Raw genomic sequence first — 12,746 nt, 5'->3', positions numbered from 1 at the left:
ACACATGCCACAACGGAGTGACATTAACAAAATCCTCATTATTGGTTCTGGCCCGATTGTAATTGGACAAGCTTGTGAATTTGACTACTCCGGGACCCAGGCCTGCAAAGCACTGCGAAAACTGGGTTACCGGATTGTCCTGGTCAATTCCAATCCGGCCACAATTATGACGGACCCGGGCATCGCGGATGTAACCTACATAGAACCTCTCAATGTAAACAGCCTGACTGACATTATAGCCAAAGAACGGCCGGATGCCCTCTTGCCCAACTTAGGCGGGCAGTCAGGTTTAAATTTGTGTTCGGAACTATATAAAAAAGGTGTTTTAGAAAAGTACGGAGTCAAAGTAATCGGTGTGCAGGTTGACGCTATTGAACGTGGTGAAGACCGTATCGCCTTTAAAGAAACGATGAACCGGCTGGGTATTGAGATGCCCCGCAGCAAACCGGCCTATAGTGTTGAGGAAGCGGAAAAAATCGCGGCTGAGCTTGGCTATCCGGTGGTTATCCGCCCCGCCTACACCATGGGGGGCACCGGCGGCGGCCTGGTTTATAATGTTGAAGAGTTAAGGACTGTCGCTACTCGCGGCATTGCCGCCAGTCTGGTGGGACAAATCCTGGTCGAAGAATCGGTATTGGGTTGGGAAGAATTGGAGCTGGAAGTCGTCCGGGACGCCAAAAACCAGATGATTACAGTTTGTTTTATTGAAAACATTGATGCCATGGGTGTACATACCGGTGATTCCTTTTGCGCGGCCCCGATGCTGACGATCAGTCCCGAACTGCAGCAAAGGCTGCAAAAATACTCCTATGACGTTGTGGAAGCCATAGAAGTAGTTGGCGGCACCAATATTCAGTTCGCCCACGACCCCAAGACCGGCCGGGTGGTCATTATTGAAATAAATCCCCGTACTTCCCGTTCCTCCGCTTTAGCATCCAAGGCCACCGGCTTTCCTATCGCTTTGATCTCGGCCATGCTGGCAGCCGGTTTGACTCTTGACGAAATTCCCTACTGGCGGGATGGCACCCTGGATAAATACACGCCTTCGGGTGATTATGTGGTGATCAAGTTTGCCCGCTGGGCCTTTGAAAAGTTTCCCGGTTCCATAGACAGGCTGGGAACACAGATGCGGGCAGTCGGCGAAGTTATGAGCATCGGCAAAAACTATAAAGAAGCCTTTCAAAAAGCGATCAGGTCACTGGAAACCAATCGTTACGGGCTGGGTTTCGCCAGGGATTATAACCGCCGTTCCCTGGAAGAATTGCTGTCCCTTCTGGCGGAGCCGTCCAGTGAACGCCAGTTTATCATGTATGAGGCGCTGCGCAAAGGCGCCGGTATCGAACAGCTTTTCCGGCTGACCCACATCAAGCCATGGTTTATCCAGCAAATGAAAGAGCTTGTTATGCTGGAAGAAGAAATCCTGCAATACAGGCAGGGGCATTTACCGGACGAACTGCTGGTCCAGGCCAAAAAGGACGGCTTTGCCGACCGTTATTTATCGATGCTGTTAAATCTTCCGGAGACAGAAATTCGCCGGCGCAGGACTGCTCTGGGGATAGTTGAAGGATGGGAGGCTGTCCCGGTAAGCGGTGTTGAAAACGCAGCCTACTATTTCTCCACTTACAACGCCCCGGATCAGACTACATCGAGCGACCGGCGGAAAGTGATGATCCTGGGCGGAGGTCCGAACCGGATCGGTCAGGGAATTGAGTTTGACTATTGCTGTGTGCATACAGCCTTTGCCCTGCGCGATTTGGGCTATGAGACAGTCATTGTCAACTGCAACCCGGAAACAGTATCCACCGACTATGACACTTCGGATAAGCTGTACTTTGAACCACTGACCGTGGAAGACGTCTTAAGCATATATGAAAAGGAAGAGCCGCTGGGGGTAATCGTTCAGTTCGGAGGACAGACTCCCTTAAATATAGCTGGAGAACTGGCTAAAGCCGGAGTGAAGATCCTCGGCACAACGCCTGAGACGATCGACCTGGCCGAAGACCGCGACCGGTTCCGCCAGATTATGGAGAAACTTGATATCCCCATGCCGGAATCAGGCATGGCGGTAAATATCGAGGAAGCTCTGGCAATCGCCAACCGGATTGGTTATCCTCTGATGGTACGGCCTTCCTATGTTTTGGGCGGACGCGGGATGGAAGTTGTTTACGATGAGGAAATGCTCCGTCAGTACCTGGCCGCTGCAGTCGGGGTCACTCCGGAAAGACCGATCCTGATCGATAGATTCCTGAAGAACGCCATTGAAGCGGAAGCGGACGCCATTGCAGACGGCGCCGACGCTTTCGTGCCGGCGGTAATGGAGCACATTGAATTGGCAGGCATACACTCCGGAGACTCAGCCTGTGTGATTCCGCCGATTCGTATAGAAGGCAGGCATATTGAAACCATTGTGCAGTATACCAAGAAGATTGCCGGAGAACTGAACGTGGTCGGTCTGATGAATATGCAGTACGCCATCGCCGGCGACAAGGTATATGTCCTGGAAGCCAATCCGAGAGCTTCACGGACCGTGCCCCTGGTGTCAAAAGTCTGTAATGTCTCGATGGCCCGCATTGCCACAGAAATCATATTGGCGGCAGAAACCGGTAAGCAGACCGCTGTCAGCAGACTGGTTTCAAGAAAAATCCCGCATTTTGGGGTAAAAGAAGCGGTCTTTCCGTTTAATATGTTCCAGGAAGTCGACCCGGTGCTGGGACCGGAAATGCGTTCCACCGGTGAAGTATTGGGAATTGCCGACTCATTTGGTCTGGCCTATTATAAAGCTCAAGAAGCCACCAAAACGCCCCTTCCCGTATCCGGGACCGTTCTGATCAGCGTTCCCGATCCGGATAAACCGGCAGTACTGGAAACAGCCAGGGAATTTATCAAGCTGGGCTTTCATATTAAAGCGACACAAGGTACCCACCATTTCCTGAAGGAAAATGGGATTGTATCCGAAGAAATTAAAAAAATATTTGAAGGGCGACCCAATATCGTCGATGGTATTACCAATAATGAAATTCACCTGGTGATCAACACCCCTTCCGGAAAACGCAGCCAGCATGATGACTCATATATCCGCAAGACAGCGATAAAATATAACGTTCCGTATATCACCACCCTGGCGGCAGCCTTAGCCAGCGCCAAAGGGATCGCGGCATATAAAGAAAATACTCTTCAGAAAGCCAATGCAAAATCATTGCAGGAATATCATGCGGATATAACCCTATAAAAATTATCCATGCCGGGTATGATCCAAAGGAGCACGTTGAGGTGACAATCAACGTGCTCCTTACATTTGCAGTTTTAATTTTACACGTTTTGACGCTGTGCCTCGTGGTCCTATAAAAGAAGTAAAGGTTTATAGGCCCTTGCATACCGTCAAGTACTGATGCAATCAGTTCCCGGATTTAGGATTTAAATTGTATTTCTTAATTTTGTAATATAATGTCTTTCGGGTTATACCCAGGCGTTCTGCTGTTTTTGTAATGTTGCCCTTCATCTGCGACAGCGTTTGTTGAATATGTTTTTTCTCCAGGGAATCCAGCTTGGAGGGTTCAAAGCTTTCATCAATTTTACTGGTCGTGTTTTGCCCTTCAAGGAAATTACGGATCCCCCTGTAACTGAGTAAATCTTCTTCATCAATGCAGTCGCTGTTCCGGCTGAAGGCAATTACCGCACAGCGTTCTATTACGTTCTTTAGTTCACGGGTGTTTCCCGGCCAAGAGTATTGGAGTAAAATTTCTTTAGCCTTGTCAGAAACCTTAAAGTTGAAATTCAGACGATTGGTGGTTTTTATGCAATAATAGGAAATTAGTTCGTCAATATCATCAAGTTCCCTTAAAGGAGGGATCTCTATAGAAACAACATCCAAACGATAAAAAAGGTCTTCGCGGAATCTTTTCTCCTTGACTTCATTCCAGAGTTCGGTATTAGAAGCTGCGATTATTCTTGCGTTAAACGGTATTTCAGTGTTGCCGCCAATTCTGGTAAAGCTTAGGTTCTGTAAAACCCTCAGCAATTTGGGCTGCATTGATAATGGCATGGAGTTAATCTCATCCAGGAAAAGAGTACCTCCGTCCGCCCATTGAAATTTTCCTATTCGTCCTTCCTTTCGTGAACCGGTGAAAGCGCCGCCCTCATACCCGAAGAGCTCGCTTTCAATTAAATCTTCGGGAATTGCAGAACAATTGATGCCGACAAACGGACCTTTGCTAAAGTTGCTGGCGTTATGAATAGCCTGTGCGAAAAGCTCTTTGCCCGTTCCGCTTTCTCCGTAAAGCAAAATATTTGATGGTATTACTGCAGCCTTTTTAGCCAGCTGGATAGTGGCCAGGAATTTCTTGCTTTTGCCTTTAATATCATCAAAGGTAAAATGGGCATTAAAACCGGTTGCGTTTCTCTTTGGTTGAAAGATGTCATCTTCCTGAAAAACGGTCAAAGCCCCCCCGTTAGTATTATCTTTGCCTTCTAGCGGGAAAGAGCTGCCTTTCACATTCCTGCGCTTATTCTGGTAGAAAAATGACATCTTTTTATCTGTAATTCCTTTATGATGATCTATTTTCCCCATTATTGTAGAATTTGCATCAAATACTTCGCGAATGTTTTTTCTTAAAGCCTTTTCTACGGGTATCCCCAGGATGGTTGATGAAGCATGATTAAATATTTGAATGATCCCGTTATTATCGGTTGCAATAACACCTTCATGTATGGTGTCAACTATTTAGCCCTGGTTCCATTGTTTCAGCCAAGGGACTCCTCGATACCAACCCCACCAGGGAAGAGGTGCGGGATTGGTTCCAGCAGCACCGCAATGCCTGCCGTTGCACCGGCTACAAACCGCTGGTGGATGCGGTAATGGCTGCCGCCAAGGTGCTGCGGGGCGAGATGAGTATTGACGAATTGAAATTTAAGATGCCGGAAGACGGCAGAATAATCGGCACTGATTATCCCCGTCCCTCTGCAGTCGACAAGGTTACCGGCAACTGCGATTACGGCGACGACCTGGGACTCAAGCTGCCGCCGGACACACTGCATGTGGCGCTGGCCCAGGCGAAGGTTTCTCATGCCAGGATACTCTCCATTGACACATCCGAAGCCGAGAAGATGCCCGGTGTGGTCAAGGTCCTGACGCACAAGGACGTCAAAGGCAAAAACCGGATTTTCGGTTACGTGCTTTATCCCTGGAGCAAAAACGACGGTTACGACCGCCCGATCCTCTGTGATGAGAAGATATTCCAGTTCGGTGACGCCATTGCCGCTGTCTGCGCCGATACCGAGGCGCACGCCCGGGCGGCCGCGGACAGGGTGAAGGTCGAGCTTGAGGAACTGCCTGCTTACATGAACGCTCTTGATGCTGCTGCCGATGACGCTATAGAAATCCACCCGGGAACCCCGAATGTTTTCTTCGAACAGCCGGTTATCAAAGGCCCGGACACTGCTCCTATTATGGCTTCCGCTCCCTATGTGGTGGAGGACAGTTTTTATATTCAGCGGCAGCCCCACCTGACCATTGAACCCGATGTGGCTTTCGCTAATATTGACGACGAGGGAAGGGTTACAGTCTATTCCAAGTCGCTCAGTCTCTACAGCTGTCACAGGATGCTGTATGAAGGTCTGGGTATTGAGCCCGACAAGCTCAGGATGGTGCAGGATCCGATGGGCGGGACCTTCGGCTGCAAGTTGAGTCCGACCATGGAAGCCATTCTGGCAGTGGTAACAATGGCCACCGGCAGGCCGGCGTTTATGAAATATAATTATTACCAGCATATTACTTACACCGGAAAACGCTCTCCTTTCTTCATCAATCTCAAGCTTGCAGCCGATAAGGAAGGTAAGCTTTTGGCAATGGAACATGACTTCACAGTCGATCACGGCGCCTACTCAGAGTTCGGGGATTTGCTTACCGTTAAAGGATGCCGTAATATTGCGGCAGGATATCATATTCCGAGCATCAGGGCGGTTGGTCGCTGTACCTTTACCAACCATGCCTTTGGTTCAGCCTTCCGGGGCTACGGCTCGCCCCAGAGCCAGTTTGCCAGCGAGGTGCTGATGGACGAGCTGGCTGAAAAGATCGGAATGGACCGGCTGGAGTTCCGCTATAAGAATGTTTACCGGCCGGGCTCCACCACTCCCAGCGGCAACGAGCTTGACTGCCATCCCTTCCCGGGACTCCTTGACCTGCTTCGGCCCAAGTATAAAGCTGCCCTGGAGAGGGCCAGACAAGAGTCAACCGCGGATAAGAAGCGGGGCGTGGGTATTACGATCGGAACGTACAACTCCGGCAGGGACTCCAACGATGTCTCAGAAGTGGCTGCCGAACTCAACGCCGACGGGACCGTCTCGATCTTCAACACCTGGGAGGACCAGGGCCAGGGCGGCGACATCGGAACACTGGCCAGCGCCCATGAGTCCCTGCGCCCGCTGGGGATCAAGCCTGAGCAGATCAAACTGGTCATGAACGATACCGCTACCTGTCCCAACAGCGGTCCTTCGGCTGCCAGCAGAAGCCAGCTTGTGACCGGCAACGCCATTCACAATGCCTGTGAGCAGCTGCTAAACGCGATGCGCAAGCCGGACGGCAGCTTCCGCACCTACGCGGAGATGGTGGCTGAGAAGATTCCCACCAAGTATTTGGGGAAATACTCTACCGGTGACCTTTGCAGCGTCATCGACCCCAAGACCGGCCAGTTCAACCCGGTTGCGACCTACATGTACGGGGCTTTCCTCTCTGAAGTTGAAGTGGATGTCAAAACGGGCAAGACCAGAGTTTTAAAAATGACGATGGCCGCCGACGTAGGCAAGGTCGTCAACAAGCTGGCAGTGGACGGTCAGCTTCTCGGCGGCCTGGCGCAGGGAATCGGCCTGGCTCTCAGCGAGGATTTCGAAGATATCAAGAAGCACACTTCCATGAAAGCCTGCGGCTTACCTTTCATCAAGGATGTTCCGGATGCGCTGGAACTGGTCTATACCGAAACCCCGCGTTCCTGCAGCGCCTACGGCGCCGCCGGCTGCGGCGAACTGCCGCTCACCTCGCCGCACGCTTCAATCATCAATGCTATATATGACGCCTGCGGCGTGCGGATCACCAGACTGCCTGCTCTCCCGGAGAAGGTTTTGGAAGGATTGAAGGATCTCAACAAGTAGTCGTTTGCAAAAAGCTAAGGATGCGTCTTCCTTTCGCCAGGCGCATCCTTAGCTTCATTATATGGAATTGCCCGGACGGAACAAAACAACCGTTTGCCGGGAGTTACTTACCTGGACAACAACTTTAAAACTGACCTGCCAAGATGCCCCCGCTGTGGACTTATCTATGTCCCCGAAGAGCTTGCCGGTGGTAAGATGCTGGAATTGGAACAAACTCTGGAAGATAAATAAAGAGGTTCAATCAGGGCGCTGTGTTTTGCCGGCAGGTGTTTATCAAACCGGCTATACAGCATTAAACTCATAGTCTATATTGCGCTGCACTGGTCGCTGCCGTTATTTATTTCTTTTAGCGTATCCAGCAATGCAGGCAGGACCTTGAAAAGGTCACCCACAATACCATAATCAGCAATTTTGAATATCGGGGCATTGGGATTTTTATTAATTGCCACGATGACAGAGGAGTGCTGCATCCCGGCTAAATGCTGGATAGCTCCGGAGATTCCGCAAGCAATATAGAGCTTGGGATGTACTGTTTTACCTGTCTGACCTACTTGATGATTGGAGGGAATCCACCCGGAATCAACGGCGCCGCGCGAGGCGCCTACGGTTGCGCCTATACTGTCAGCTACTTGCTCCAAAAGCTTAAAGCCTTCAGGTCCCCCAACACCACGTCCGCCGGAAATAATGATTTGAGCTTCTTCCAGGTTCACAATTTTTCTGGCTTCCTTTACAATATTTCTGACAATAGTACGGACTTTAACATCAGGCGGATAAAAGGCTTTTACTATTTTCCCGGTCCGGTTAAAATCCGGAGTAGCTTTTTTCATTACGCCCGGTCTGACGGTAGCCATCTGAGGTCTGGTGTCGGGGCAAATGATGGTTGCCATAATGTTACCGCCAAAGGCAGGCCGGGTCTGGTTTAAAAGCCGCTTTTCAGTGTCGATATCCAGTACGGTGCAGTCCGAGGTAAGTCCGGTATGGACTCTCCCGGCTAATCTAGGGCCTAAATCCCGGCCGATATTCGTAGCCCCGATCAGGAGAATTTCCGGTTTGTAGGTTTTGATCAACTTTTCCATGGCGGCACAGTAACTTTCCGTCCTGTAATTTTCAAGTTCTGCATGTTCAACCAGGTAAACGACGTCAGCGCCATAAGCAAACAGATCTTGGGCAAGCGGTTCGACTTTATCGCCGATTAAAACAGCGCCTAACTCCACGCCAAGAGTATCCGCCAGCTTTCTGCCTTCGCCTAACAGTTCAAGGGCAATATTCATTATTGCCCCATGACGCAGTTCGGCAAACACCCAGACTCCCTGGTAGGCTTCCAGGGGGGATTTTTCTTTAGCAGGTGTAATGAGATTATCTTCATTTTCCAGCCTAATAGCCTGTACCGGACATTCTTCCACGCAGGCGCCGCAACAGATACATTTATCCGTAATTACGGCAATTCCTCCGTCTATTTCTATGGCTCCAAAGGTGCAACCGGCCTGACAGGCGGCGCAGCCGGTACATTGTGTTATTTCTATTATTACAGCCATAATTTTGCCTCTCTATAACACGTGTTTTTCCTGAAGTTCTTTTAGCAGAGTTTGCACAGTTTCTTTAACGCTGCCTGTTAACAATTCCCCATTACCTTTTACCGCAGGACTGAAGGTCCTCTTAACCTGCGTCGGCGAAGCGTTTAAGCCTACAAGCCCGGCTGCAGATGCAAGCTGAGCTATTCCCCAGACCGATACTTTTTTGACGTTAAAAGCGTCCATAATCCCTGAGGTTGTGGGATAACGTGGCATGTTTAATTCCTTAACAGCGGTTAAAACCGCAGGCAAGGTTACCTCGATAACCTCGTAGCCGTCTTCCAGCGCTCTTTCTACGACAGCCTTATCGTTATCTATATAAATTATGTTCTTCACATAAGTAACCTGAGGCAGGTCCAAATGCTCAGCCAGTTCCGGGCCTACCTGAGCAGTGTCTCCGTCGATAGCCTGTCTGCCGCAAAAGATCAGATCGTAGCGGCCAATCTTCTTGATAGCATGAGCCAAAGTCAGGGATGTGGCCCAGGTATCTGCGCCGGCAAAAGCCCGGTCAGATAATAGAATAGCCTCATCTGCTCCCATTGCCAGTGCTTCTCTTAAAGCATATTCGGCCTGGGGCGGTCCCATGGAGATGACGGTAACGGTTCCCCCTTTCAGCTCTTTGAGCCTTATTGCTTCCTCAAGGGCATTCTTGTCGTCGGGGTTAATGATACTGGCAACTCCATCCCTGACGAGAGTTCCCGTTTTGGTATCAAATTTAACTTCATTGGTGTTGGGCACCTGTTTTAGGCAAACGATTATTTGCATGTGCACCCTTCCCTATGTCAAGGCAGCGCGGGAGATAACCATGCGCTGGACCTCGGATGTTCCTTCAAAGATTTCACAAACTTTGGCATCCCGCATCAGGCGCTCTACTTTGTATTCTTTCATATATCCATAACCGCCATGGATCTGTACGGCTTTGACGCTTGCCCGCATGGCCAATTCCGAAGCAAAAAGCTTGGCCATGGAAGCTTCTTTGGAGTGGGCTTTTTTCTGATCTCTCAGCCATGCCGCCCTGTAAACAAGATATCTTGCGGCTTCAAGCTCGGTTGCCATATCGGCAATCATCCACTGGATAGCCTGATTTGCGCCAATAGGTCGCCCGAACTGCTGGCGCTCTTTGGCATATTTAGTTGACTCATCAAGAGCAGCCTGCGCGATACCCAAAGATATCGCTCCTACGCCTATCCTGCCGCTGTCCAGGTTTTGCATCGCAATCTTAAAGCCCTCTCCTTCTTTGCCGAGCAGGTTTTCCCTGGGAACCCGGCAGCCTTGCAGGATTACTTCTGCAGTATGGGAAGCCCTTACACCCATTTTGTTTTCTTTTTTCCCGAAGGAAAGTCCGGGTGTATCTTTTTCCACAATAAAAGCGCTGATGCCTTTTGAGCCATTGCCGGTATCGGTCATGGCCATGATAATATATATATCCGCTAAACCAGCATTGGTTATGAACATTTTGGTCCCGTCAATGACCCATTCAGAGCCATCCAGTACAGCTGTCGTCTGCTGGTTGGACGCGTCTGTGCCCGCATCGGCTTCAGTCAGGCAAAAGGCTCCCAGGGCTTTACCGGTAATAACAGGGACCAGGTATTTCTTTTTTTGCTCTTCTGTGCCGTGTCTATAAATTGGTCCGCTATTTATGGAGTTCTGACCATTTAAAAGCATAGCCGAGGAAGTGCAAGCGCGGCCAATTTCCTCGCAAGCCAATACGAAGGTGAGATAGTCCGCTCCGGCTCCGCCGTATTCCTGGGGATAGGGTATGCCAAACATCCCGAGTTGCCCCATTTTTCTGAATAAATCCCAGGAAAATTCGGACTTTTCATCCAACTCAGCGGCTAGCGGCGCAACTTCTTTTTCAGCAAATTCTCTGAACATTGACTTCATCATTTCATGCTTGGGTGATAAAGCAAAGTCCATGATATTTTCCTCCCAATTATCCTTTACCTAATATCTTAGCATATAACCTGGTTCCCAACTGCAAACAAATGTTTCCATGCTGATGCTCTAACTCAGAAGTCAATACAGTTTGGCTTTTTTGTACTATTTCCGACAAAATTTAGTTTACCATGAAATGCAATTGTAAACTAGGTGATAATGATTATCTAAATACAGATCATAGAAATTTTTGTATAAAGATAACAAAATATGCCCGAATAGTTTGGAGCATACGAACAGAACTATTTACATTTTTCGTAAGATAGTTTAGTAATTCGTTTATTATGGTTCGGGTCCTTGTTAGTTTTGTTACCTGCTAAACAATACGAATGATTTATTAAATTTAAGAAGGATATTAGATAAATCCACAAGAATTCTTATTATTAAATTCAAATTCAAATTAACGGTGTGAGAAAAATAATGGACCTCTTTCTTTTGCCTTCACGAAACATTGTCGTTACGATACCTTTGGTGCTGGCTGTAGGATTTGTCACTGGCTTATTAATGGATACAAGTGTTTTGAAAAACTATTTGTTATGGGTAACCATACTCATGATTTACCCAACAATGATTGGGTACAAGGTAAATGAAGTTATAAATTTCAACCATACCAGATTGCTGCTTGCAGCGTCGGTTATAAATTTTGTACTGGTACCCGTTCTTGCTTACATTCTGGGTATCGTGTTTTTGTTGAAAGACCCGCAGCTTTTTGCCGGACTGGCAATTGCTTCGTTACTTCCGACATCCAACATGACGATCGCATTTACTCATTTTGCACGGGGAAATATACCCGCCGCTATTAAGCTTACAGTGATAAGCCTGGTCCTGGGCTCAATCGCAGTGCCGTGGTACCTGCTGGTAATGGTCGGCAGCTACATCTGCATTGATATTTTTGCCGTACTTAAAACGGTTGCCATGGTCATATTCTTGCCTTTGGTCATGGGTTTCGCAACATATTCCTTGCTGTTAAAAAAATATACCCGGGAAGAATTCAATAAATCTGTTAAACCCTTGCTTCCGGCTACTACTGCCTGGGGAATGGTTTACATGATGTTTACCGGTATAAGCGCCAATGCCCAAATGATTGTTTCCCAGCCCGGCTTGCTGTTTATCGCAATCATAGTTTGGATGGTTTTTTATTTTTTGAATTACCTCATGGCTGTTAAAATAGGCCGTTGGTATTTCTGCAGAGAAGATGCGCTTACGCTCGTTTTTGGGACCGTATTGCGCAACCTGGCGATTTCCATCGGTCTGGCTGCCACAGCTTTTGGTGTTACTGCCGCCTTTATGGTCTCGCTGGCTTTTTTGTTTCAAGGCCAGTCTGCCGCCTGGTTCATCAGGATCAATGAGAAATATAAGATATTGCCGGAAGAGAACCCCGTGTCAACCCAAGGTAAGTGTAACTAACAAAGGCCTGAAGGGGAGGCTGCTTATACCTGCGCCTTGTAGTGAAAGACCGCCAAATTACCGGAATCAATTTCCACAACAGGGCTGTGTTCCGTAACCACGTTGGAAACCGCCCACTGCCACCGGCCTTCCAGGAGTGTGTCCTGTAAGGGATACTCGAATCCCTGCAGTGTTATCCCGGTAGCCCTGTCACCCAGTACGAGCAGCGACACGGTGTCACCCACTGCGGCAGGCAGCCTCAGGCGGTGGTTGATCAAGTAAATCGTGACTGCGGGTGAGTCAAATACCACTTCGATATTCTGCTTGAGAAAGGAAGAGGCGCTGCAGATATTGGAAAGCGTATGGTCCAGCCGTGAGCCGGTTCCGCCCCAGATCACCAGCTTGCCGGCGCCTTCCTCAGCAGCCAGCGTCAGGGCTAACTGGGTGTCGGTGTAGTCTTTATGTCTGGGGAAGGTCTTGAACAGGACACCGGCCTGTTCCATGTAGGTGCGGTCCGCTGGTTTAATGGAGTCCATATCGCCGACCAGCCAGTCCGGTTTAATGCCGAGAGCCCTGGCCGGTCCGGCGGCGCCGTCGACACAGATAATCCGGTCAAAGTTGCCGGACTGCCTGCGGTACCAGTCCGGTACCCCATATTCACCATTGGTCATGATCAGATATTTCAACTGGGAACCTCCGGAATAAAAGATA

Annotated in this window: 8 protein-coding genes and 1 pseudogene; 4 read left to right on the top strand and 5 right to left on the bottom strand. The window is 49.1% G+C overall.

Annotated elements, in window-relative coordinates:
- Nucleotides 1–4: 4 nt before the first annotated feature.
- The gene (gene carB, locus Psfp_RS06920; protein WP_134217818.1) at nt 5–3,229 is read left to right on the top strand and encodes a carbamoyl-phosphate synthase large subunit; all 3,225 of its coding nucleotides are present in this window, start codon (nt 5–7) and stop codon (nt 3,227–3,229) included.
- A 165-nt stretch (nt 3,230–3,394) separates the two neighbouring features.
- Here carB and Psfp_RS06915 read toward each other — a convergent pair whose 3' ends face one another.
- Nucleotides 3,395–4,708 carry a sigma 54-interacting transcriptional regulator gene (locus Psfp_RS06915; protein WP_348981113.1) on the bottom strand — a complete coding sequence of 438 codons (1,314 nt, stop codon included), beginning with the start codon at nt 4,706–4,708 and terminating at the stop codon, nt 3,395–3,397.
- A 14-nt stretch (nt 4,709–4,722) separates the two neighbouring features.
- Here Psfp_RS06915 and Psfp_RS06910 point away from each other — a divergent pair.
- Nucleotides 4,723–7,143, top strand: a pseudogene (locus Psfp_RS06910) (molybdopterin-dependent aldehyde oxidoreductase); the annotation flags it as partial.
- A 93-nt stretch (nt 7,144–7,236) separates the two neighbouring features.
- The gene (locus Psfp_RS21540) at nt 7,237–7,374 is read left to right on the top strand and encodes a DVU_1557 family redox protein (protein ID WP_192895297.1); all 138 of its coding nucleotides are present in this window, start codon (nt 7,237–7,239) and stop codon (nt 7,372–7,374) included.
- Between the two features lie 74 nt (nt 7,375–7,448).
- On the opposite strand, the gene Psfp_RS06905 is transcribed toward Psfp_RS21540, so the two are convergent.
- The 3 genes from Psfp_RS06905 to Psfp_RS06895 are packed head-to-tail and all read right to left on the bottom strand — an operon-like array spanning nt 7,449 to nt 10,631.
- Nucleotides 7,449–8,678 (bottom strand): electron transfer flavoprotein subunit alpha/FixB family protein, encoded by a 1,230-nt coding sequence (locus Psfp_RS06905; protein ID WP_134217815.1) that lies wholly within the window; start codon nt 8,676–8,678, stop codon nt 7,449–7,451.
- A 12-nt stretch (nt 8,679–8,690) separates the two neighbouring features.
- Nucleotides 8,691–9,479, bottom strand: coding sequence for an electron transfer flavoprotein subunit beta/FixA family protein (locus tag Psfp_RS06900; RefSeq protein ID WP_134217814.1), 789 nt, complete (start codon nt 9,477–9,479; stop codon nt 8,691–8,693).
- Between the two features lie 12 nt (nt 9,480–9,491).
- On the bottom strand, nt 9,492–10,631 hold the full coding sequence (locus tag Psfp_RS06895) for an acyl-CoA dehydrogenase (protein ID WP_134217813.1): 1,140 nt from the start codon (nt 10,629–10,631) through the stop codon (nt 9,492–9,494).
- 522 nt (nt 10,632–11,153) lie between these two features.
- On the opposite strand from Psfp_RS06895, the gene Psfp_RS06890 reads away from it, so the two are divergent.
- Entirely contained in the window at nt 11,154–12,056 is a 903-nt protein-coding gene (locus Psfp_RS06890) for a bile acid:sodium symporter (protein WP_243120514.1), read from the top strand.
- Nucleotides 12,057–12,079: 23 nt separating this feature from the next.
- Here the strand turns inward: Psfp_RS06890 and Psfp_RS06885 are convergent, their stop codons facing one another.
- Complete coding sequence (locus Psfp_RS06885) at nt 12,080–12,721, bottom strand: thiamine diphosphokinase (protein WP_243120513.1); 642 nt, start codon at nt 12,719–12,721, stop codon at nt 12,080–12,082.
- Nucleotides 12,722–12,746 lie beyond the last annotated feature (25 nt).

The organism is Pelotomaculum sp. FP (genome assembly GCF_004369245.1).
GTDB classification, from domain to species: Bacteria; Bacillota; Desulfotomaculia; order Desulfotomaculales; family Pelotomaculaceae; genus Pelotomaculum_C; species Pelotomaculum_C schinkii.
This window is presented reverse-complemented; position numbering and strand designations above follow the sequence as displayed.

Bases quoted from the DNA above. Each gene is read 5' to 3' on its own strand.
- carB (WP_134217818.1), top strand. From the start codon at position 5: ATGCCACAACGGAGTGACATTAACAAAATCCTCATTATTGGTTCTGGC.
- Psfp_RS06905 (WP_134217815.1), bottom strand. From the start codon at position 8,678: ATGGCTGTAATAATAGAAATAACACAATGTACCGGCTGCGCCGCCTGT.
- Psfp_RS06900 (WP_134217814.1), bottom strand. From the start codon at position 9,479: ATGCAAATAATCGTTTGCCTAAAACAGGTGCCCAACACCAATGAAGTT.
- Psfp_RS06895 (WP_134217813.1), bottom strand. From the start codon at position 10,631: ATGGACTTTGCTTTATCACCCAAGCATGAAATGATGAAGTCAATGTTC.
- Psfp_RS06890 (WP_243120514.1), top strand. From the start codon at position 11,154: ATGGATACAAGTGTTTTGAAAAACTATTTGTTATGGGTAACCATACTC.